This window comes from Streptomyces sp. NPDC048288 (assembly GCF_043201555.1).
Lineage (GTDB): Bacteria > Actinomycetota > Actinomycetes > Streptomycetales > Streptomycetaceae > Streptomyces.
The window spans coordinates 99,486-122,697 of the sequence record NZ_JBICZD010000003.1 but is presented as its reverse complement, the minus strand read 5'-3'; the positions used below and the strand labels follow the sequence as shown (position 1 = coordinate 122,697).

Below are 23,212 nucleotides of genomic sequence, written 5' to 3'. Positions count from 1 at the left end.
GGATGGAAACACCGGGCTGTCGCCCACGGACAGGACGCCCATCCCGTTGGCAGGCAGCCACGCGTTCCAGGAGCAGCGAACTGGCTGCGGGCCGGGGATTTCGCTGAGAGAACGGCGAGTGGCTGATTCGAATTCATTCATCAAGGACGCAAACACTACGGAGCAACCGTCTCGGAAGATCTGCTCAGGTGGGGGGGCGCTCCAGCAGCGGCTCGCTAGGCAATGTGGACTTGATGCCACATGGTCAGCACTCTGCCATTGCCGCCAGGAGGCGCACGACTTGGTGATCCCCGTCGAAAAATCCGCGAAGGCCGTCGTAAGTCCCTCGCAGGGCTGACTGGGGCACCTGGCGACCCAAGTCGGCCGACAGCAGGTAGTAGTGTGCAGCGGTCCAGAGAGTGTCGGGGTGACCGGGAGGCAAGGTATCCCGCCGATATTTCAGGGTCTCCTTCAGCAGCGGGAGAGCTTGCCGGAATTCGTTCAGGGCGACGAGACAGAGTGCCAGGTGATGGGCTGTGTCGAGAGTGTGCTGGTGGTGGACGCCGAGGTGTTTCACCTGGAGGCGGTGAACGCGCCGGCCCAGGTGGTAAGCGTGGTCGGGGTCCTGTGGAGTCCGAAGCCGTGCCATATGGCTTGCTGTACGCATCGCCTGCCGGCTCTCCTGACCGAAGAGCCTGCACTGTTCCAGCCAGGACTGTTCGGCAAGATTGCACGCTTCTGAGTAGTAGCCCTTGGCACCGAGATCGAGTGCATAACACACCGAAGCTTCCAGAGTTCCGGGATGGCGGGGCCCCAGTTTTTCCTCCCGCTCCCAGTAGACCTGCAAGTTGAGTTGCTCGGCGTCTTCGAAGTGTCCGCATCCGAAGTGGGCGCGAGCCAGTACCGACATCACCACAAGGTCATCGTCACGATGGCAGGTGAGGTACTCCGCCCATGCCGCGCGAAGCTTGCCGAGACCGTCGATGGCTTCCATGTATCTGCCGCTGTCGACCAGGTAGCTGTATGTGTCAAGCAGTGCTTTTCGCCCCGGCCCTGTCTGGATGCTCGCAGGATCGAATGCGAGGACGGGAGGAGCGGCCAGAGCCCAATCGCTCCAGGCTTCCTCCGATGCCGCACGCTCTGGTACCGCCGCCACCAACAACTGTTCTGCCAACGCAAAGGCACCGGCCTGGTCCTGACGGCGGGCGGCGAGCAGATCTCGGATCACCGCGCCGCTGATGTCGTCGAGCTCCGCCCACCCGGCCCGCAGATTTATCAGGCCTCGGTCGTGCAGACCTCCCAGCCTGCGGTGCAACGTGGGGAGGGTCAGAAGGTACTGCGATTCCCCGTCCGGCATCTCCCACCGATCGCCCCGCAGCGCACGGGTGGGAAACGGCTTCGGGCCGAGAACGGCCAGTGCGTGAAGAAGCCGAAGCATCCACCGCTCTTCCTGTGATCCGGTCGCGAGCGCTTTCATCGCTTCCGAGAGTCGGCCTGCCAGCGATCTTGGAAAATCGGTTGAGCGACACCCGCCGAGAAGACTCGACGCACTCGCCTCCAACTGTTCCAGCACCTGCTGCGGCGTCATGCCGCTCGTCAGCCAACTCGCCGCGTTCTCCAGGGCAAGCGGCAGGTCATCCAACGCACCCGCCAGACGTAAGGCATCGTCCTCCCCAAGGGCAGGGACCAAAGTCCTCAACAGGCAGACCGACTCGTTCCGGGACAGCACTGGCACCTGGATCACACGGGCGACTCGATGCCAAAGCCCTGCGTCGGTCCGCGAGGTGATCAGGACTCTGGTCTCGTCTCGGGGCAAACACCCGACGACGTCCTCCGGGGTCGACACTCCGTCCAGCACCAGGAGACGAGGTCCCGTTCCGCCGTGGAATGCGGCCAGACAGGCGTCGACCCGTTCGGCGAGACGGCCGGAACCGGCGGCTGCCGCGTCGATCCAACCCACATCCACATACCGGGAGCGCTGCCGATGCGCCAGTTCACCGCTCATCACCGTTTTACCGATGCCCGCCCGGCCGTTGAGCAGGACCGGTACCCCCGTCTCTCTCCCGGTCGAGGAGCCCAGGAAGCTCTTCGTCCACCAGTTCGGTACGTCCGATGAAACTCGGATCACGGCCCGGGAGTGCGAAGTTCCCGTTCATCTGTGCAAGCCCTCGAGCCAGTAGCTGTTCCCGTTCAGATGACGCAGGCCGACCCACTCCTGGGCCAGGCGGTCCTCGCTGTACATCAGGGCGGTCGCTTGGGCCCGGTGCGAAGGGTCGAGCCACCAGACTCGGTCGGCTTCCTGCTGCTTCTCCTTGCGCGGCAACGGTGTGCCAATGCGTAGCAGCGCGTCATAGAGACCGACCGCAGGGAGCACATCGGGAAGGTCTCTGTCTTTGGCCGCCCTCTCGGCGGCTACAGCAGGCACATGCAGCCCCGTGGGGTCGAGATCGCCGAAGTAGCGGATCTCCGCGATCTTGCCGCGTCGAAGCATTTTGGTACTGGCGAGCGAAGCCAAGAACGCCTTCCCCATCCCACAGACCACGTAGCCGACCGAGTGATCCCCTGTCCCGTCCAACGCCTCTATCAACGACCAGCATGTGGTGACGTTCTCCACGACCAGCAGAACGTCACCGTCACCGATCTGGCCGTAGTAGCCGCCACCTTCCTGGACGAGCCTTTCGGTGACGAGTTGAGGCGGTGTCGAATATGCCTGCACCAACTCGTGCAAGGCGCCCTGGTTCGAAAAGAAGGAGCCTTCCAATTCATCGAACGCCTTTTCCTCGACTTCGAAGTATCCGGAGTAGGCACGGCTGCCGAAGACATCGAGAGCGCGCTCGCGTATCGGGACAGGCGTCAGATCAGGGTCGGAGAGGAACCAGTTGTTGAGCGCCCGCAGGCCGACCCTGGTTCTGTGCCTGGCACCGTCCCAGTGGCGGGCCGCCTCCCGCATCCGTGGATGCCAGGCAGGGGCCTGTTCCTTGATCTTCGGGACCCTCTTGCGCATGGGGAGCAGCCAAACTCCCTTCGGTAACGGAATCTTCTCCCCGTCGTCGCCGTTCATCGCGGTGACGACTCCGTGCCGGTACAACTCGCCCAAATAGCGGCGCAAAGCCGCCGCTTCCAGTTCGTCGTCCATGACCGGACGAGGTACCGCGCGGAAGGCGCTGCGGAGTTGCGGCAAATGGACGCCGGTCTTATATGTACCGTCCCATTTCTTACGCGTACGAGCATCTTCACGCAACGCATCCAGCAAGTCACGCGCGGGACGACTCAGGTCGGTCAACGGTCCTGTTCTTCCTCGGGATCCTGGTGACGGTCATGCTCCGCACGGGCGCGGGCGTGGTATCTAATGGACGTGATCACCGGGCCGTCGCCTTTTTCGAGCGGTTCGAGAAGGTGCTTGCGTCTGTCACCCACCACGGTGAGGTACTTGCGGTGCTCACGCAGGTCGGCGTCGTTGCGCAGTCGGATCACGTGCGGGAACGAGTCCAGGACCGCCAGGTCGTTCAGACCTGTGGTGTAGACGAGTTGGACCCCCAGCGCACGGGCGACCGACTGCTGAAGCCTCAACAGATAGCCGGCCGAGGCACGACCGATCGGGTTGTCCAGGAACAGCACGCCAGAGTTCCGGCGGTCTTGCACTCTGCCTTTCTCATTCGCGCGCAGCGCTGCCATGGTGCAGTAGAGGACAATGGCCGCAGTCAGTACTTGACCACCTGAGAACACGTCCCTCATGGCCGAGACCGGCACCCGTTCCGTGCGCAGGACGGCATCCGGTTTGAGAATCCGCACCCGGAACCCTTTCGGGGCCACCGCTTCGGTCACGCCTCGCAGAAGCAGGGTCAGGCCGTCCTTCTTGATCTCCTTTCCTCGGATTGCTGCCTCGGCGGTCTCGTCCACGACAGTGCCGAGCCGGTCCTCCAGCGCCTGTTCGGAGACCTCGGTGAAGCGAATCCGCAGAAATTCCTGTTCGGACCATTCCCTCAGCCCCTTGGGAAGCCGGGAAAGAGTCTGTGCCCGCTTCAACGTACGCAGCGCCTCCTGGACCTGCTGGCACAGTTGGAGCACGATCTGTCGACGGTGCCGTTCGATGGAGTCCAGGTCCACGGTGAGGCTGCGCAGTCTGGGACGGAGGCTATCGCTCCACTCAGCGGCCCGGTTCGGCATGTCGGCACGAGGGCAGGACTGGATGACTGCATGGCTGGAAGACGTCAACGCCCCGAACCGCGCCTCCGCCGCGAATCCGACGAGTTGATCGGTCAGTGTCCTTTCTTCGGCGAGTGCCGTCTCGGCCTTCGTCCCGGTCCGGTCATATTCGGTCTTCAGCACGGTGTGCCTGTCCCCGGCGGCCGCGACACCACCCTCGTACGGGACGTCGTCTTCGCGAGGCTCGGCCGAACGGGACAGCACGGTGATCAGGTCCGCGAAGTTCTTGGCGGAGGAGCGCAGGCTGACAGCGGTGGCCTCGGCACGCTCACTGTGGTAGCCGAGTTCGCGCCGGATACGCTCGGCCTCGTTCCGGTCGTGCTCCGCCGCTTCGATCAGGCGCATGCCGTGTACGACGTGCAGAGGTGCGCCGTAGGGAGCGAGGTCCACGTCGGTGAGCGATTCCGGGAAGTCCTTGAGGACCGCTCGGTGTTCTGCGACCAGAGCATCTGCCTCGGCCGACGCGGTGTGGCGGTCCGAGACCGTCTGCTCGGCGCGGCGTCGGGCGGCAGCCCGGGTCGCGCCGTCCACGCCGTCAGGGCCGTACAGCAACGCTTGGGCGGCCGCGCGGACTTCGGGAAGGGCCTCGTCCAGCTCCCGTGCCGCCTCCTTCTCTCGTTGCTCCGCCTGACGCATGTCGGAGAGCAGGTCGGCCCCGACAGCAGCCCGTTCGTACTCGATCGCGGCAGCCTCGTAAGCCCGGCGCAGCACGGTCAGAGGTTCAGCCGGGACCGTCGCGTGACTTTCCGGCACCGCCTCGGCGCCCGGAAGCTCGTCCAGTTCGGCGGTCAGGCGATGCGCGGAGCCGGTCAGACGGTCCATGGTGCGTACATGCTCAGCACTGGCGGCCCGATGACCTCCGGCGGCCGTTTCGGCCTGCTGCGCGGCCTCTCGTTCCCGGCCCTCCGCCGTACGGGCCTCCTCCACGGCGCTCTGCCAGCCGGGGATGCGGTCCTCCTGCCCGGCCAGCGTACTCAACGTGGACTTGCGGGCTTCCAGTACCGACTGTGCCGCACGGAGCGGGGGGATGGATTCGCGGAGGGCTTTGAGGCGAGTGGCTGCGAGTTCACGTTTCTCGCTCTGCCGGGCCAGTGCTTGTCGGGCGTCGTCGTGCGCCTCTGTCCGGGCGGTGACCTTCTCGCGGAGCTCGGCAAGGCTTCCCTCAGGGAAGTCCGTCTGCCATTCCTCAAGGCGAGTGAGCAGAGAGACGAACATACGCTGTCGGGAGTCCAGCTCCGCCATACGTGCCCGGTGTTCGTCGTGGCGGCGGCCGAGGGCGAGCCGTTCCTCCCCCGCCGCCCGCTCGTCGTAGAGAGCCGGATGCGGGGGCACCACGTACTCCAGCCCGGAAAGTGGCTCGGCTGGTTCGTGCACCGCGGTGGTGGTTCCCAGACTCACCAGCGTACTGGGCCACAACTTCCGGGCGGCCAGGACTTCTGCCGCGCGGGGAGCCTGCTCGGGGTCGTTCAGGAGCACGCCCGTGACCAGGTGCGGTATGCGTTCGATGAGCTTACGGCGCTGCTCGACCCGGGGCATTCCGGCGAGGTAGTCCCAGCCGGTGTAGGCGTCGACACCGGCTTCTTGCAACGTCTCGCATGCTTCCGCCGCCTCCGGGGATGGCGGCAGCAGTTCGTTGGTCTCCAGCGCGAGCCTGGCCCGTTCGTCACGTGCCATGGCGATACGGACTTCGGCCCTGGCCGCATCAGCTGCGTCACGTCGGTGACCGAGCTTGCCGGCCAGGCGGGGAGCGTCCACCTCCAGATCGAGGCGGTCGATGTCCAGCAGGGCGAGCGGCTGGAGTTCCGCTTCCAGGACGCGGGTGCGAGTGTCGGCGGCCGTCCAGTCGCGGTGAGCCAGGTCGAGGGCGTGCCGGGCCGTGGCCACGGCCCGCTCGGAGTCCTGGCAGGCTCGGTGGGAGGCTTCGTGAAGCTCCGTCGCGTTCTCCACAGAGGACTCTTGCCGGGCGATCTCCTCGGCGTTTTTCCCGGCCTCCTCCTTGGCCTGGCGTACGGCGTCACGCGCCGTCACGCCCTCGCTCAGCAAGCCGTCGCGCACCGCGCCAGCGACCGTGTCCCGTACTTCCTGCACACGGGTTTCGAACGCCCTGGCCCGTGCCTGGTTCTCGGCCGCGCGGCTGATTGCCGCGTTGTGCGCGACCTGGGCCTGCTCGGCCAGGGTGTGTTCCTCCTCGGCTGCGCGCCGCGCCGTCTCTGCCTGCTCGGTGAGACTCCGTGACATGGTGCGCAGCGCTCCGGCTAGAACCTGGAGGGCGTTGTCCCGGGCCCGCAGCGCCGGGAGAGCCGCTTCTTGGGTCTGGCGGACCAGTTCACGCAGCCGGTTCGCGTTGGCAGTCGCTTCCAGGCTTTTGACCAGACGGGGAACGATGTCCCAGGCGCGCTCGGTCGCTTTGGCCTGTTCCCACGCCCTGCGCGCTTGCTGTTGTTCATCCTTGGCCTCGCGCAGCTTCAACAGCGCGGTGAGACGCCCTAGTTCCCGGGCCGCGGCCACGAGCTTCTCATGCTGGAGGGTGGCTCGCCGGAAGTCCTTGCCGAGACGTGCGGCGATTCCTTCGCTGGTCTCCGCCGCCTCTTCCTCCTGGGAGGCACGTACCTTTACCGAACGGACGAAGGCGTCCAGTGTCTTCCTTGCGGTCTGCTGTTCCTCCTGGGCGCTGAGCGCGATGGTATGTACACCGGCCAGCGGTTCGAGAAACTCCAGCGCGCCGGCCACGAAATCCCGCTCCAAGGCCAGCGCGCCGCGTCGGCCAAGCTTGTCGCCGTAGGAGTTCAGCAGCTCGGCCAGGTCCTGTGCCGGCCCCGTCGACAGTACGGCCGAGAGCAAGAACTCGACGAAGGCAGCGTCGGTGGTGAAGGAGAAGACATCAGCCGCTTCGCCTTCTCCGGCGTTCATCGCTCGTTGATAGCGGAAAAGTTCAGGGTCCAGGCCGAGGTCCGTAAGCCGTTCGGTCCACTCCGACTGGACACGGAAATGTTTGAACTCCAGCTCTGGATCGACTCGTTGGTCCTTGTCGAGGTCACCGATGAATTCGGCCAACCGCAGATAACGGCCGTCCTCGGATGTTGGAAGCGTGTCGAGAGTGGTCCGCCGCGTGGGACGGAAGTGGTACCAGCGCTCCGTCAGATTGGACGCCTCTGTCGATGCCTTGAGGTTGCGCCACTCGGCGACCTTGCCCGTCACCAGCCGACGCCCGCTGCGGGCATGCGTCCACTCCAGCGCGATATGGGACACATCGCCGTCGAGCACGAACCCGCTCAGGGTACGGGGATCACGAGCACCCACCACCTGACGGGCCCCGGGGAGTAGAACGGAGAAGATCAGCTTGACCAGTACGGACTTGCCGCCGCCATTCTCCAGAAAGAGCACTGTGGCCGGGGACGGGCGCCGTACAGGCTGACCGTCCCCGACGTTGAACAAGGCGATGGGGCGGTCGGCGATGGGGTCCCCGACGCCGCTGAAGTCCAGGAGAACGTTCTCGTAGCGCGCTGCCTTGGGCCCGACGGACTGGAGGAGCACCCTGGAGAGCTCATACATCCTCCAGACCCTCCATCGTGGTCCCGGGGGTGGTCGCCACCGCCATGGGCGGAACCACTCCCAACGCCACCAACTCCTCGAAAGCGCTGGTGGCCGCGAGTTCGCGCACCTGAAGCTGATAGCGCCGCGTGGTCTGGAAGATGTCCTCGCCGGCATTCTTGACCTGTGTCAGGAAGCCTTGCTCCGCAAGGAAGTTCAAAGCCCGCGAAACCATGCCCTTCGTGGTGCTTGTCGCCCGGCGCTTGTCTTTGGTGGGGAACGCCTCGGGACGGTTGGCATACGAGTGCCACGCCAACTCCAGTTCCGGTGCGTCACTGGGGACGTCGGCCGACTCCTCACGGGACGCCGCCTTTTCCCGCAGCCGGTCACAGGCTTCACGGACGACGGCGTCTACCACATCGACGCCGACCCTGCCGACGTACTCATTGTTGGCCAGGTCGTCCGGCCGGGGGAAGGACACCGCAGCGACGGCGAGATGGATGATGCCGTGCAGAAAGCGCTCGGTGTAGCCGCCTTCTCTCTGGGTGCGGCGGGCGTAAGTCTCCATCTTCGTTTCGAAGGGAGAACTTCCGACGGCCGCGATCGCGAGGCCGATGTCCTCGTGTTCCCCAAGCACCCTGAGCCCCAGGCCAGTGGCGATCCGCCAGGTAAGGGTCCGGAACGGACCGTCGTGGCGGTAACGGCGCAGGAGTTCGCGATAGGCGTTGTCACGGCTCGGCAACAGCCGGGGGCGCAGCGCGAAGGCGAGCAACTGCGCAGCCTGTTCGGCGTCGTCATCCGTGAAGCGGGATCTCATCACCGAACTCCTCGTACCGAGCCAAGTCGGGTCCTTGCGATCCGGGAACGGTGTGATTTACTCCGGCGGTCGTGAGCCACAGTTCATCGCCACCGAATTCTCTGCTGTCCAGAGCCTCCCCGGTGGGCACGGCGATCAGCACCTCGGAGTTTTCCTCACGTACCGCGTCCCCGACGGCTGGGTTGAAGGCGTGCGCGGCCAGATGCATCACCAGCCGGGCGACCTGCGGTTCATGACGACGTGCGCGAGCGAGCAAGTCACTCAACAACGCCGAGCCAGCTGGCAGAGAGAGAATCTCGCGCGCCTGCCTGAAGTGCTCGGAGGTGAACAACTCCTGTTCCACAACGGGATCGGGTGCCGGCTTTCGGATCTCGCCGGCGAACCGCTGTGACTCCAGTGGCGGTTGCAGGAGACGCTCCACCAGCGAGGGCAGTGTGAGGACTTCGGGGGGTGCCGGGGCGAGTGCCCCTCGGAAGAAGTCATGTACCGGCCCGAGCGCTTTGCCCACCGACAGCGCGAGCAGTGGTACCAGTAGTTGTCCATGTAGATGGAGCGCTGCGCGCTGCGGTTCACCGGAGAACAACTGACGGTCCTGCTCGGAACGGAACTGGTCGCCCGCTTCCTGTACGGCTTTCTGAAGCTGCATGTGACGGCGGATGCAGTCGCGGACGATTTCGACGAGTTCCGCTGCCCGCTGTTTGTGGCGTGGATCGTCGGAGTCGTCTCGTGCTGCGGTGATGTTGGTCAGGATGGCGTGTTCCGCCTTGTAGCGGCCCTCAATGTGCTGGAGTGCCTCCAGGAGCAGGTCCGGCACCACGCGTTCCCAGTCCACGGTGCGTACGTCGCGACGGGTGGCGTCGAGGTAACGACGCAGGGTCTCTCCGTACTGAACCGTGCGGTACCTTGCCTGTTCGGCGGCGAGTTTCGCATCGGCGAGCCTGCCCCGTCTGATGAGGTTGTCGAGTTTGACCTCGGCGGCGATCTGCGCGGACTCCACGTCCGTGTCCAATGCACCGACGAGCACGTTGATGGCCTCGTCGGTCGCCCGCAGCGAAAAGCCGTCGGGCGTCGACTGCTCCACCAGCAATTTGAACTCGAAATCGAAGCGGCTGTAGGACCCCTCGTCGCCGACCAGTCCATAAGGCCAAGAGAATCCGCGTTCAACAGTACCGACATTGATCAGCCTCTGGAGCACCCAGTCGGCGACCGCAGCATGCTCGGCGTCACCTCTGTCGGGCGCCTGAGTCGCGACGAAGTGCCGCACCTGCTCAAGCACCTTGGCGTGCTCGGCTCCCGTGTCGAAGTCCATCGCGATGGTGACCTGATCGATCGTGTGCAGCGCGATTTCTGCCATGTGATAGATCTTGGCATCCGCCCATTCCAGCGACGCCTTGCGCTGGTCCAAAGCCTGCAACGGCACCGTGCAAGCCAGTGCCTTGACACGGCGAACCAGTCCTTCATCAGGCAAGTGAGGCGGGTGGGACAGATCGTGATACACGGTCCGTCACGCTAGCACCGTCCTATGCCGTCATAGGTGGAGATCCCGAAATGCCCTTCAAGGCAACGCCCTTGCTACGTAATCGAGCCGCAGGCCCAAGGTCATCGATAGCGAACTGGTGTTCCCATCTTTGATGGTGCTAGGAGCGCCCGGTGTTACCATGGAGACTCGGTATTCGGATTTTATCGTTCCGCTATACGTTGTGCCGCGCGATCCAGCACACGGTTCGGCAGGAAACCGGTGTCGCTGCCGATGCGCGTCTCCGGGAACTCGGCGAGCGCTGAGGGTACCAATCTCTCCGCGCTGTGTGCGGCAAGCTCAACGTCGTTCTTCGCAAGGGTTCACGAGCTGACGATCTTCCTCGGCATCGCCACTGCGGCTTCTGTCGCGATCCGTCTCCGAAGGTGAGTGCTTACGCGCCACGGCAGTAGACGGCCTGGCCCTGGCGCCGCTCGGAACGCCAGGCGTCGACAAGTCCACCGAACAGTCGAGATCGCGCAGACGGCGCGCCCGTCGTTGTTCTGGTCGGCGACGATACGAGGCTCGCTGTTTCAACGAGTCCCTCGAAGCTGCCGAAGGTCTGGTTCTGTACGGCCGCGCTGATTCTGCGCCGACCTCGTCCTCCGGACGCCGTGTTTTCGCGGGTCCGAGCGTTATGTCAAACGTTCCACTTCAACGTCTGTTGAGGGGCCGGCTTCCCGGGAAGCCGGCCCCTCAACGCATCACTTTCACAGCGGACCGTCCGCTGGAGGACCGGTCAGCGTGGTGAGCCGGCAAAGGCCCTGCGTCCGAGGCGGACGACTGTGTCGACGAGGACCGTCACGACCAGCAGCGCCAGGCAGCATCCGAAGTCGATCAGCCCGGCCTCGACCCAGTAGATCGGGTGCCAGTACATACATGTGAAGGCCGGTGAGCAGCTGGCGTCTTCCGGGCTGACCGGCTCGCCCTTGGTTAGGTTTCCGACGGCGAGGCAGAGCACGGCGACGACGGCCGAGACCGACAGCAGGATCGACCGGATCCGCGGCGGTCCCCACCACGACAGGATCCATCCGGCGGCGATCACCGACGGCAGGATCCACGCGTAGTCACTACTGATCATTCCCACACCGCATCAGTTCGTGACATCGAGTTCCGGCCGGTCTGTCGTTGGGCGACGCGGTTGCCCATGTCAATCAACCCTATTGAGGGGTGCTTGATCGTGGGTAGGTCACCCGTGGGTCTCCGGGTGCCCACCTCCAGGCGCAGATCGAGCCGGTCACCGGATCCGAGCCGCACCCTGTGCCCCAGCGGGTTTCGAACAGTGACGCGGTGCGCCTGTGCGACAGCAGCCGTACACCCGCGTAGTGCACCCGGTGATTGAGCCGGGCGCCGGTCATGCTGACGTCGCGCACGACCTTGGGGGTCCAGTGAGACGGAGAAGGGCACGGCGATGGGCGCCGGGCCCGGTCCGACCAGCGGTTCCACACACCGCTGACCTCGATACCCCAGGGCGTGGTGACACCGACGCAGGCGCTCGTCCGACGGGGCTGGAGGCTTCGCCTGCCGCCCGGTTCACGTTCTTCCGGCCCATGGCGGCGGTTGCACCCGCGGGCCCGACGACCAGGTCGCGCGCGTAGAGCACGGGATACGCGGTGCCCACGACGACCACCGGATCGTTATCGGCGGGGACCATCTCGGCCAGGGTGACCGTGCAGGTTGCGAGCGTCGTTCTGGGATCGGTGGTGATGGCGCTCGTGGTGCGCAGTCGCCCGTCGGCTCGGAGAGGGCCTTGCGGCCCGGTGGGGCCACGGCAGACGGCCGACGGACTTGCTGGACTGATGCACGGTGTCGCGTGGATGCTCCTGCCACACCGCGCGCCGGCGGTCCGTCAGCGTCAGCGGACGTCGACGTAGTCCGTGACCCGGCTGCTTCTGAGGTAGTGGGCTCCGGTCTCGCGGCTGATGGCGAGGGCCCAGGTGCCGTCCTGCTGGGCGGTGGTGCTGCCGATGAGGTGGCCGTGGCTGTCGCTGCCCAGCTCGCAGACGTAGTGGTAGGTGCGGGAACCGCGGGGCTTGAAGTAGAGGGTGGGGGCGCCGCCGGAGAGCGGCTTCCAGGTGGTGCCCTTCTTGTACTGGAGGGTGCCGCCGAAGGTGACCGGGTGGCCCTTGCGGACCGGGTCGGGGGAGACGTGGAAGCCGGTGACGCGGGTCGCGTAGCGGTAGAGGTGGACGGGCTTGCTGGTGCTGGTCGCCAGGTCGGGGTTGCCGTCGAAGCGGGCCCGCCAGTAGGCGTCGGTGTCCGGCGCGGTGAGGGTGCGGGCGAACGTCTCGTCCACCAGCGGCTTGTTGTGGCGGATCTTGATGGGGATGGTGGTCGCGTTCTTCCAGCCGGTCCTGCCGTCCTGGGAGTACTGCAGGGTGACGGTGGGCCTGGCGGGCCACTTCGCGTGCGCGTCCTCGAAGAGGACGTAGCCGGAGGCCTTCAGGGTCCCGTCGTCGTCGAGGAAGGCGCTCATGCCGGTGTCGGTGGTGTAGGCGACATGCAGGCTGAAGGGCTCGGCGGCGAGCTGCTGGAAGGGCAGGCCGTCGGCTCCGGCGAAGAGTTCGGCGTCCGGGGCCGGGCTCAGCGAGGAGACGTGCAGCGTGTAGGAGCCGTGGCTGTCGGTGGTGGTCTCGCCGGCCACGACCCCGTCGCCCTGCAGCGTGATCGCGGTGTGCGGCAGCGGCTGCCAGCCGGCGGTGGTCCGGATCTCCGCGCGGCCGGTGACGGTCCCGGTGGCGCCCTGCTTCAGGTCCAGGGCGTGGGTGCTGGCCGTGAACCGGACCGGTGCCTGCGCGGTGTGCAGGTACTGCGGTGACGTCGGTACGTCGACCGCCCCCGGGTAGGCGCCGGAGGCCTGCGGCGCGGCGGAGAACTGGACGTACGGTGCGGTGGGCACGAAGGCGGTGGTGAAGCGGCCGTCGGCGCCGGCGGTCGCGGTCAGCCGGCCGTGACCGGTGTCGACGGCGACGGTCATGCCGTCGGTGGCGGCGGGGGCGTCCGGGTCCCGGGGGTCCTTGGCCACCACGGTGCCGCCGACGGTGACCTCCTGGTGGAGGTAGTCCGGCACGCTCGGGGTCGCGGTCAGATCGGGGATCGTGACGGTGGTCCGGTACTCCAGGGGGTACGGGGAGACGGCACCGGCGACGGTGGCCCCGGAGGCGTCCTGGAGGTCGACGGTCACCCGGTAGTCGCCGAGGTCCGCCAGGTGGACCGGCGCCCGCCAGGTGCCGGACCGGGCGTCCTGCCCCAGGTACTGGGTGAAGTCCTCGGCCGATCCGGCCTCCGGCGCCCCGTCCGGCGCGTCCACCGGGGTGAAGTGGGCCGTGATACGGGTGATCGGGCTGTCGGAGTGCGCCGTCACGAAGAGCACGCCCGGCTGGCTGTACCAGCCGTCGGCGTCGGTCAGCACGGGCCCGGCGGCGCCGTCCGCCCGGGCCGGGGCGAGCCCCGTGAACAGCGAGGCGGACAGCGCGGTCGCGGTGGCCGCCGTCAGGAAGATGCTGCGTCTCATGGTGCTCCCCCGGAGAATCGGTCGGCCGAGCACGGGAACCCGGGGGCGGGGAACGGCAGTTCCCTGTGGTGTTCCTGTGTCGGTCATGTGATCGAGAACTGTAGCGACGCGCCGGGCGGAGCCCGAGAGGCGGGTGCCCCGTACGACCGATGGGGCCGGCGGGGGCGGTGGGAGGATGGGGGAACGGCGAAAGGCGGGGGGCGGGCGCGTGGGGCGGGACGAGCGGGACGTGGTCGCGAGGGGCGCGCGGCTGGCCGGGGCGGCCCGGAACGTGGTCGGCGACCACGGCAGGGCCGTCGAGGCGGTACGGGCGGTGCTGACACCGATTCACGACGCGGCGGTACGACGGGAACTCGACGCCATTCCGGTCGCGCGGCTGCAGGACGTCACCGGAGGCCGGCTGCGGCTGGGCGGCGTCGAACAGAGCGGGCTGCGCACGGTGGGCAGCGTCCTGGACGCCGGTCCCTACCGGCTGCGGCAGATCCCCGGCGTCGGGCAGCGCACCGTCGACCAGGTGCTCGCCGCGGCCCGCAGGCTCTCCGAGGCCGCGCACGAGACCGTGGCCGTCCATATCGACGTGGACCGTCCGGAGCCGGACACCACCGCGCTCGTCACGGCACTGCACACCCTCGTGGAGGCCGGCCCGGACGCCCGGCGCGCCGTCGACCGGGCGGGTGCCCTGGCGCAGCGGCTGGACCCGCTGCTGGCCGACGCCCGGCCCGCCGCCGGGCGGCTGCGGATGCTGCTGGCGGGCCGGGAGAAGAAGGCCCGCGCGCTGGCGGCGGTGACCGCGATCCGCGCGCTGGCGGACGAGGCGGAACGGGCCCGGCTGCCCGAACTGTTCGCCCAGGCCTCGGTGGACCTGCTGCGCGGCCCGGCCTCCGACCTCGCCGCCTGGGCGGACTTCGAACTCCGCTCCGCCGAGTACTACAGCCTGCTCGCGGAGATCTCCGGACGCGCGCCCGACGCGGCCGCCGCCGAGGGCTTCCTGCCGGACGAGGTCGCCGAACGGGTACGGACCCAGCACCTCGACGACACCCACCGGCGGGTCTCCCTGCGCGGCTACCAGGCGTTCGGCGCACGGTTCGCGCTCGCCCAGCGCAAGGTGATCCTCGGCGACGAGATGGGGCTCGGGAAGACCATCCAGGCCATCGCCGTCCTGGCCCACCTGGCCGCCGAGGGACAGAGCCACTTCATGGTCGTGTGCCCGGCGAGCGTCCTGGTGAACTGGACCCGGGAGGTCGAGGCCCGCAGCGCGCTGCGCGTCCTGCTGCTCCACGGCCCCGACCGGCACGACGCCTTCGCCGACTGGAAGGGACGCGGCGGGGTCGCCGTGACCACCTTCGACGCCCTGCGCGGATTCCCCGTACCGGGCGGCGGCGAGGTCGGCCTGTTCGTGGTCGACGAGGCGCACTCGGTGAAGAACCCGAAGGCCAAACGGTCCCAGGCGGTCGCCGAGTGGGCGGAGCGCTGCGCGCGCACCCTCTTCATGACCGGCACCCCGATGGAGAACCGGGTCGCGGAGTTCCGCAGCCTGGTCGGGATGCTGGACGGCGGGGTCGCGGACGCGCTGGGCGAGGGGGACGCGCTGGCCGGCTCGGTCGCCTTCCGCAGGGCCGTCGCCCCCGTCTACCTGCGGCGCAACCAGGACGACGTGCTCACCGAACTCCCCAGCCTCCAGCACACCGACGAGTGGGAGGAGCTGAGCGCCTCGGACGAGGAGGCGTACCGGGAGGCCGTGCGCGCCGGCAACTTCATGGCGATGCGCCGGGCCGCCTATCTGCGCCCGGAGAAGTCGGCCAAGCTGGAGCGGCTCCGGGAGATCGTCCGGGAGGCCGGTGAGAACGGGCAGAAGACCGTGGTCTTCTCCTACTTCAAGGACGTCCTGGGAGTGGTCCGGGAGGAACTCGCCGACGGCACCGCGCTCCTCGGCCCGCTCACCGGCGCGGTCCCGGCGGCCCGGCGGCAGCAGATCGTCGACGACTTCGCCGCCGCCCCCGGCCCCGCGGTGCTCCTGGCGCAGATCCAGGCGGCGGGCGTCGGCCTCAACATGCAGGCCGCCTCCGTCGTCGTCATCTGCGAACCCCAGATCAAACCCACCATCGAGCACCAGGCGGTGGCCCGGGCCCATCGCATGGGCCAGGTCAGACCGGTCCGGGTGCACCGGCTGCTGGCCACCGGGGGAGTGGACGAGCGCCTGGTGCGGATGCTGGAGAGGAAGACCCGCCTCTTCGACGCCTACGCCCGCCGCAGCGCCGTCGCCGAGGCCACCCCGGACGCGGTCGACGTGTCGGACACCGACCTGGCCCGCCGGATCGTCGAGGAGGAACAGGCCCGCCTGGGCATGACGGACGGGAACCCCGTCGAGAGAGCGGAGGCGTGAAAGCCGTACGACCCCAAGCCGCACGACCAACGCAAGCCGCGCGCCCGCACTCCCCTACGCCGACTCCCGCAACCGCAGCTGCGCCCCCACCGTCAGTTCCTCCGCGGGCAGCGGGCCGGTCCCGGTGAGCAGGCGTGCCGCCTGTTCGACGGCGAGCGCGCCGAGCCCGCGGGTGTCCAGGGCGACGGTGGTCAGCGGCGGCTCGACGAGGGCGCCCAGCCGCAGGCCGTCGAAGCCGATCACGGCGAGGTCCCGGGGCACCTCGCGGCCCAGTCGGCGGGCGGCCCGCAACGCCCCGATGGCGATGATGTCGTTGAAGATGAAGACCGCGGTGAGGTCCGGGTGCCGGCCGAGGAGTTCCTGCAGCGCCTGTTCCCCGCCCTCGACGCTCTGGTCCGCGCGGGCCACCGCCCCGGAGTCCAGTCCGCACGCGGACATCGCGCCGTCGAACCACTCGTGCCGCACGCTCGGCTCGGACCGCTCCGCGTGGTCCAGCATGCCGATATTGCGGTGGCCCGCCCCGGTGAGGTGCCGTATCGCCGCGTGGACGCCCGCCTCGCCGTCGATCCGGATCGAGCTGAACCGTTCGGTGCGGTGCTTGCGGTCGATGAGGACGACGGGCAGCCCCCGGGTCAGCCGGGCGATCTCGTCCTCGGGCAGGCTGAGGTAGCCCACCACGGCGTCCACCTGGGAGGCGATCACCTCCAGGGTGCCCCGCTCCTCCTCGACGCGGTCGCCGGTGTCGTACACCACCACGTGCCAGCCGCGCGCCCGGGCCGCCTCCAGCGCGGCGGCGGCGACCTCGGTGAAGAACGGGTTGAGCAGATCGGGGATCACCAGTCCGACGCTGAACGTGTCCTGCCGGACCAGCCCCCGGGCGAACCGGCTCGGCCGGTACCCCAGTTCGAGGGCCGCGTCTAGGACGCGCTGCTTGGTGGAGACTCCGATCTCGCCCTTGTCGTTGAGCGCCCGTGACACGGTCTGCCGGGACACCCCGGCGGCCTCGGCCACATCGTCGATCGTCACCCTGCGGGGTCCGGTCCCCGACGACGCCATCACTCACCTCCGCGTAATTGCCGACGCGCCCGCGTCGCAGGGACACCGAGTATGCCCCCCGCCCGCCGTCCTGAGCCTTGACACTCGGCCGGAGCGGAGCCCACACTCCCAATCACTTCCCGTTACCGCTCCCGTGAGCGCTCACGGTACCGCTCTCGGCCCCTTGTTCCAACCAGAAGGCATCCGCCTCCAGGTGTCAACGTCGACCCGCCTGACAACGTTTGCCAGGCGATCTCTGGAACGGAAGATATGAGCAGCACAGCCACGAGAACCCGCCTCGCCGTCGCCGCCGCCACGGCCGGCATCGTCGTACTCGCCGGATGCTCCTCGTCCGATTCGTCGGACAAGGCGTCGGCCGCCTCCTGCGCGCCCGGCAAGGGCAAGGTCACCCTCCAGTACTGGAACACCGTCAACGGCATGGACAAGGTCGTCGACCTCTGGAACCGGAAGCACCCCGACATCCAGGTCGAGACGAAGAACATCTCCAACGACCAGTACGGCGCCATCGGCAACGCGCTGAAGGCCGGCAAGGCACCGGACCTCGCCCAGGTCGGCTACGACGAGCTGCCCACCCTGCGCTCCCAGGACGCCTTCGTGGACGCCTCGGCCTGCAAGGCGGCCACCGCCGCCGAGTCGAAGTTCGTCCCGTGGACCTGGTCGCAGTCCAGCTTCGGCGGCACCGGGGTGTTCGCCCTTCCGCAGGACACCGGTCCGATGGCCATGTACGTGCGCACGGACCTCTTCAAGAAGTACGGCGTCGCGATCCCGACGACCTGGGACGAGTACGAGAGCGCCGCCCAGAAGCTGCACAAGGCCGACCCGAAGCTCACCATCACCTTCTTCGACCCGAACAACGCCGAGTGGTTCAACGGGCTCCTGTGGCAGAACAACGCGAACATGTACAGCTACTCCGGTGACCAGTGGCACGTCACCGTGGAGTCGGACAAGAGCAAGGAGGTCGCCGGCTACTGGCAGAAGCTGATCGACGACAAGCTCGTGCGCACCGACCTCGCCAACGGGTCGACGCAGATGTTCGCCGCCTACCAGGACAACCAGATCGCCACCCAGATCGGGGCCGCCTGGGGCTACAGCGGTCTCCGCGACAACCTGCCCAAGCAGGCCGGCAAGTGGTCGATCGTCCCGATGCCGACCTGGGGCGCCGACGGGACGTCCGGCGACTGGGGCGGCTCGACCGTCGCGTTCATGAAGGGCGCCAAGCACCTGTACGAGTCGGTCGAGTTCAACACCTGGCTCAACACCGACCCCGAGGCCCTCGCGATGGAGAACCAGCTGGGCGGCCTGTACCCGGCGGCGAACGACGGGCTGAAGCTCCCGGCGCTGTCCAAGGGCGTGCCCTATTACAACAACGAGAAGATATTCGACGTCTTCGCCGCGTCCTCCAAGAAGATCGACACCGACTTCGCCTGGGGCCCCACCCAGAAGACGGTGAACCTGGCGCTGCAGGACGCGATGGCCAAGGCGGCGGCCGGTGACGGCACGCTCACCGACGCCCTCGCGACCGCCCAGTCCGCCGCGCTGAAGTCGATGAAGGACCAGGCGATCCCGGCGACGGCGGGCAAGTGACCGCTCGATGACCGACACCGCCACCCGTCCCACCGACGTGGTGCCCGCACCGCCCCGGGGCCGCCGCCGTCCGCGCCTGGACGCCGGCGGCCCCCGGGCCGGCACCGTCGTCGCGTTCCTGACGCCCTTCTTCCTGCCGTTCGTGCTGTTCTACCTGGTGCCCGTCGGCTACGCGCTCTGGCAGAGCTTCCGCGTGGTGCGCCGCTCCGGCGGCCAGTACGGCACCTCGTACACGACGTTCGGCGGCTTCGAGCAGTACACGCAGGTGTTCCAGAACGACGAGTTCTGGTCCAGCATCGGCCGCATCGGCCTGTTCGGCATCGTGCAGGTGCCCGTCATGCTGTTCGCCGCGCTGGTCATGGCACTGATCCTGGACACCCCCCTGCTCAGGCTCAAGGGCTTCTTCCGGATCACCGCGTTCATGCCGTACGCGGTGCCCGGCGTCATCGCCGCGATCATGTGGTCGTATCTGTACTCGCCGCAGCTCAGCCCGGTCGTCGACCTGCTGAACGGCATCGGTCTGCACCCCGACTTCCTGGGCCCGGGCGCCGTGCTGTGGTCGGCGGCGAACGTCTCCACCTGGCTGTGGACCGGCTACAACATGCTGATCATGTTCTCGGCGCTGCAGTCCGTCCCGCAGGAGCTCTACGAGGCCGCGCGGATCGACGGAGCCGGCAACTGGACCATCGCCTGGCGCATCAAGGTCCCGATCATCGCCCCGTCCATCGTCATGACCACGGTGTTCTCGATCATCGGGACGCTCCAGCTGTACTCCGAGCCGGCGGTGCTGCGGCAGATCTCCTCGAACATCTCCAGCACGTTCACCCCGAACATGCTGGCGTACACCGTGGCGGTCGGGAACAACTACCAGCAGGCCGCCGCCATCTCGGTGGTCATCGCGGTCATCACCTTCGTCCTGAGCTTCGGCTTCATGCGACTGACCTCGAAGAGGGCGGGCCTGTGAGCAACCGACCCCGCGTCCGGGAGAACGGCATGAGCCGGACGGCCGTCATGGCCCTGATGCTCGTGCTGGCGGTCTACTTCCTGCTGCCGCTGTACTTCCTGATCGTCGCCGCGACCAAGCCGCAGGGCGACCTCGCCGCCACCAACGGCCTGGCGTTCTCGCACTTCCAGCTCTTCGACAACCTGCGCACCCTGTTCACCTTCAACGACGGCATCTTCGTGCGGTGGATCCTCAACACCGTCGTCTACGCGGTACTGGGCGCCGCCGTGGGCACCCTGATCTCGGCACTGTGCGGCTACGCCCTCGCCAAGTTCCGCTTCCGCGGCCGGGAGTTCCTGTTCTCGGTCGTCCTCGGCGGGGTGCTGGTCCCCTCCACCGCGCTGGCGCTGCCGCTGTTCCTGCTGTTCTCGCAGGTGGGACTGGTCAACACCTATCTCGCGGTGTTCCTGCCCAGCATCGTCAGCCCGTTCGGCGTCTATCTCGCGCGGATCTTCGCGAACGCCGCCGTGCCGCAGGAACTCATCGAGTCCGCGCGGCTCGACGGCGCCGGCGAGTTCCGCACGTTCTTCTCGGTGTCGTTCAAGCTGATGTCACCCGCGCTGGTGACCATCTTCCTGTTCCAGTTCGTCGGCATCTGGAACAACTTCTTCCTCCCGATGGTGATGCTGCAGAAGGAGTCGCTGTTCCCGATCACCCTCGGCCTGTTCACCTGGAACGGGCAGACCGCCCGCTCCCCGCTGCTCCAGGAGTCCGTGATCACCGGCTCGCTGGTGTCGATCGTGCCCGTGATCATCGTGTTCGTGCTCCTGCAGCGGTTCTGGCGCACCGGACTCGCCGCCGGCTCCCTCAAGTGACCCCCCACACGCGGAAGGCGCTCCCCACCATGACCGACCCGGCCGTCTTCGTTCCCCACTTCCACTGGGACCGTGAGTGGTACGAGCCGTTCCAGGTGTTCCGGCACCGGCTGGTCACCGCCCTGGACACCGTGCTGGAGACGGCCGAGTCGGACCCGGACTTCCGGTTCACCGTCGACGGGCAGATGGCCGCGGTCGAGGACTACCTGGAGATGCGGCCGGAGCACCGCGACCGGGTCGCCGCACTCGTCCGGGAGGGGCGGCTCGCGGTCGGCCCCTGGCTGATCCTGCTCGACGAGTTCCTCTGCACCGGCGAGACCATCGTCCGCAACCTGCGGATGGGGTGGGCGGCCGCGGAGCGGCTCGGCGGCGCCATGCCGATCGGCTACCTGCCGGACATGTTCGGCCACATCGCGCAGATGCCGCAGATCCTGGCCCGGGCCGGCATCGAGCACGCGGCGCTGTGGCGCGGGGTGCCCGGCTCGGTCGACGGCCACGCCTTCCGCTGGCGCGCCCCCGACGGCTCCGAGGTCCGCACCGAGTTCCTCTTCGACGGCTACGACAACGGCCTCGACGTGCTGCTGGTGCCGGACCGGATCCGGCAGGCGCTCGCCGAGTACGCCGCGATGACCGCCGGGCGGTGGGGCGGTGACCCGGTCCTCGCCATGTCCGGCACCGACCACAACGCGCCCGACCCGCGGCTCGCGCAGTGGCTGCGGCAGGCGTCCACCGAGGAGCGGCCGATCACCGTCGCCACGCTCGACGAGTACCTCCGCAAGCACGTACGGGACGAGGCGACCGCCGTCGTCACCGGTGAACTCCGCAGCCATGTCCGGGGCAACATCCTGCCCGGTGTGCTGTCCGTGCGGCTCGGGCTCAAGCAGCGGATGGCCGTGGCGGAGCGGACCGTGGACCACGCCGAGCGGATGAACGCCCTGTGGTCGCGGCGCGACGAGTCCGCCTTCCTCGACCTCGCCTGGCACAAGATCATCGAGTCGACCGCGCACGACTCGGTGGTCGGCTCCGGCACCGACGAGACCTGCGACCAGGTCGCCGCCCGCCTCGCCGAGGCCGCGCAGACCGCCCGCGCCGTCCGGGACGCGGCCCTCGCCGAACCCGCCGCCCGGGTGCCGGGCGACGGCTACCTGGTCGCCAACCCGCTGCCCTCCCCTCGTACCGCACTGGTCGAGGTGGACGTGGCGGCCGCCCCGGAGGGGAGCGCGCTCGTCGCGACCACCGCCGACGGCTCGACGCACCCCGTGCAGCCGGTCGCGCAGGCCCCGACCGTCCTCAGCGACGAGCGGCTCGACGCCTCGCAGCTGGAACGCGTGCTCCGCCGGATCCACCGCCGTGAGCTGTTCGGCCTGCTGATCGACCGCTACGAACTCACCCCGAACGCGCTGGTCTTCCATCTCGCCGAGGTGCCGGACGGCCCCTTCGACCTGATGACCCTGCGCGGCGAGGTGGCCGCTGCCGCCGCCGCCCACCCGGGGGAGTGGCGGGTGCGGACCCTGGCCCGGCCCCGGGCCACCGCGCTGGTGGCGCTGCCGGTCCCCGCCGCCGGTCTCGCCGCCTTCCGGGTCGGGCCGGGCGAGGGGCCCACAGCCCCCGCCCCCGCGCCGCAGCCGGTGACGGCGACCGCCGACACCCTCGCCAACGGCCTGGTCGAGGCCGCCGTCGCCGCCGACGGCACCCTGGACGTGACCGGCTCCGACGGCACCGTCCTGACCGGGGTCGGCCGGCTCGTCGACGGCGGCGACCGCGGCGACAGCTACAACTACGCGCCCCCGGCCCACGACGTCCTGGTGTCCGAACCGGCCCGGGTCGCCGTCGAACTCCTCGAAGCCGGCCCGCTGCGCGCCAGGCTGCTGGTCACCCGGGTCTACGACTGGCCGGAGGCGCTCTCGGCCGAGGACCGCGACCGGCGCGCCGCCCGTACCGTGCCCACCCCCGTGGAGACGCTGGTGGAAGTGCGCGCGGGCGAGCCCTTCGTCCGGGTCTCCACCGCGTTCCTCAACCGCTCCGCCGACCACCGGCTGCGCCTGCACGTGCCGCTGCCCCGGCCGGTGACCACCTCCGCCTCGGCCGGGCAGTTCGCCGTCACCGAGCGCGGACTCACCGCCGAGGGCGGCTGGGGCGAGTACCCGCTCCCGACCTTCCCCGCGAGCAGCTTCGTCTCGGCCGGCCCGGCCACCGTGCTGCTCGACCACTCCGCCGAGTACGAACTCGTCGGCGACGGCCGCGAACTCGCCGTCACCCTGCTGCGCGCCATCGGCTCGATCAGCGTCAACATCCACCCCCTGCGCGACGAACCCGCGGCGAGCGAGATCCCCGCCCCGGGCGCCCAGGACCTCGGCACGCGCATCGAGAACCGGTTCGCCGTGCTGCCCCGGGCGTCCGGCTGGCAGGGCGCCGACGCGGTCGCGCTCGCCGAGGAGTTCCGCGGCGACGTCCTGGTCACCCGCGGCACCGCGCCGCCCGGCGGCCGGCTGCCCCCGGACACGGCCGGGCTGCGGGTCGACGGCCGGGACGTCCAGGTGTCGAGCATCCGCCGGGTCACCGACGACCCGCAGGGGCCCGGCATCGAACTCCGGCTGGCCGCGCTGAGCGACACCGCGCGGGCCGTCCGGGTGACCGGCGCCTTCACCGCGGCCACCACGGTCGACCTGCTCGGCCGGCCGCTCGCCGCCGAGCCGGTCCGCGACGGACTCGACCTCCTCCTCGGCCCCTGGGAGATCCGCACCGTCGTACTCCACTGACCGCCCCCAATCCCGCCCCCCAACAACGCCCCTCATCTCCAAGAAAGTT

The 23,212-nt window shown here is 68.5% G+C and carries 13 protein-coding genes; 5 read left to right on the top strand and 8 right to left on the bottom strand.

Annotation, left to right across the window (positions count from 1 at the left end; translation table 11 throughout):
• Nucleotides 1-244 precede the first annotated feature (244 nt).
• The 7 genes from ACGFZS_RS11795 to ACGFZS_RS11765 form a co-directional block, all read right to left on the bottom strand.
• The gene (locus ACGFZS_RS11795; protein ID WP_393794958.1) at nt 245-2,107 is read right to left on the bottom strand and encodes a tetratricopeptide repeat protein; all 1,863 of its coding nucleotides are present in this window, start codon (nt 2,105-2,107) and stop codon (nt 245-247) included.
• Between the two features lie 24 nt (nt 2,108-2,131).
• A complete protein-coding gene (locus tag ACGFZS_RS11790) occupies nt 2,132-3,262 on the bottom strand; it encodes a hypothetical protein (RefSeq protein ID WP_393794957.1) in 1,131 nt (376 codons plus the stop codon).
• A complete protein-coding gene (locus ACGFZS_RS11785) occupies nt 3,259-7,737 on the bottom strand; it encodes a hypothetical protein (protein ID WP_393794956.1) in 4,479 nt (1,492 codons plus the stop codon). The genes ACGFZS_RS11790 and ACGFZS_RS11785 overlap by 4 nt, the downstream gene beginning before the upstream one ends.
• Nucleotides 7,730-8,533 (bottom strand): hypothetical protein, encoded by an 804-nt coding sequence (locus tag ACGFZS_RS11780; RefSeq protein ID WP_393794955.1) that lies wholly within the window; start codon nt 8,531-8,533, stop codon nt 7,730-7,732. The genes ACGFZS_RS11785 and ACGFZS_RS11780 overlap by 8 nt, the downstream gene beginning before the upstream one ends.
• On the bottom strand, nt 8,511-10,031 hold the full coding sequence (locus tag ACGFZS_RS11775; protein WP_393794954.1) for a hypothetical protein: 1,521 nt from the start codon (nt 10,029-10,031) through the stop codon (nt 8,511-8,513). Before ACGFZS_RS11775 ends, ACGFZS_RS11780 begins: the two co-directional genes overlap by 23 nt.
• A 757-nt stretch (nt 10,032-10,788) precedes the next feature.
• A complete protein-coding gene (locus ACGFZS_RS11770; protein WP_393794953.1) occupies nt 10,789-11,094 on the bottom strand; it encodes a hypothetical protein in 306 nt (101 codons plus the stop codon).
• An 810-nt stretch (nt 11,095-11,904) separates the two neighbouring features.
• A complete protein-coding gene (locus ACGFZS_RS11765; protein ID WP_393794952.1) occupies nt 11,905-13,563 on the bottom strand; it encodes a hypothetical protein in 1,659 nt (552 codons plus the stop codon).
• A 175-nt stretch (nt 13,564-13,738) separates the two neighbouring features.
• On the opposite strand from ACGFZS_RS11765, the gene ACGFZS_RS11760 reads away from it, so the two are divergent.
• Nucleotides 13,739-15,946 (top strand): DEAD/DEAH box helicase, encoded by a 2,208-nt coding sequence (locus ACGFZS_RS11760; protein ID WP_393794951.1) that lies wholly within the window; start codon nt 13,739-13,741, stop codon nt 15,944-15,946.
• Between the two features lie 54 nt (nt 15,947-16,000).
• Here the strand turns inward: ACGFZS_RS11760 and ACGFZS_RS11755 are convergent, their stop codons facing one another.
• Nucleotides 16,001-17,002: a LacI family DNA-binding transcriptional regulator gene (locus ACGFZS_RS11755; RefSeq protein ID WP_393794950.1), complete on the bottom strand. Its 1,002-nt coding sequence runs from the start codon at nt 17,000-17,002 to the stop codon at nt 16,001-16,003.
• Between the two features lie 249 nt (nt 17,003-17,251).
• On the opposite strand from ACGFZS_RS11755, the gene ACGFZS_RS11750 reads away from it, so the two are divergent.
• The 4 genes from ACGFZS_RS11750 to ACGFZS_RS11735 are packed head-to-tail and all read left to right on the top strand — an operon-like array spanning nt 17,252 to nt 23,163.
• Nucleotides 17,252-18,586 (top strand): ABC transporter substrate-binding protein, encoded by a 1,335-nt coding sequence (locus ACGFZS_RS11750; RefSeq protein WP_393794949.1) that lies wholly within the window; start codon nt 17,252-17,254, stop codon nt 18,584-18,586.
• 7 nt (nt 18,587-18,593) lie between these two features.
• Nucleotides 18,594-19,550, top strand: a complete 957-nt coding sequence (locus ACGFZS_RS11745) for a carbohydrate ABC transporter permease (protein ID WP_393794948.1) — start codon at nt 18,594-18,596, stop codon at nt 19,548-19,550.
• 29 nt (nt 19,551-19,579) lie between these two features.
• Nucleotides 19,580-20,404: a carbohydrate ABC transporter permease gene (locus ACGFZS_RS11740; protein WP_393794947.1), complete on the top strand. Its 825-nt coding sequence runs from the start codon at nt 19,580-19,582 to the stop codon at nt 20,402-20,404.
• Between the two features lie 29 nt (nt 20,405-20,433).
• Nucleotides 20,434-23,163 carry an alpha-mannosidase gene (locus tag ACGFZS_RS11735; RefSeq protein ID WP_393794946.1) on the top strand — a complete coding sequence of 910 codons (2,730 nt, stop codon included), beginning with the start codon at nt 20,434-20,436 and terminating at the stop codon, nt 23,161-23,163.
• Nucleotides 23,164-23,212: the final 49 nt, after the last annotated feature.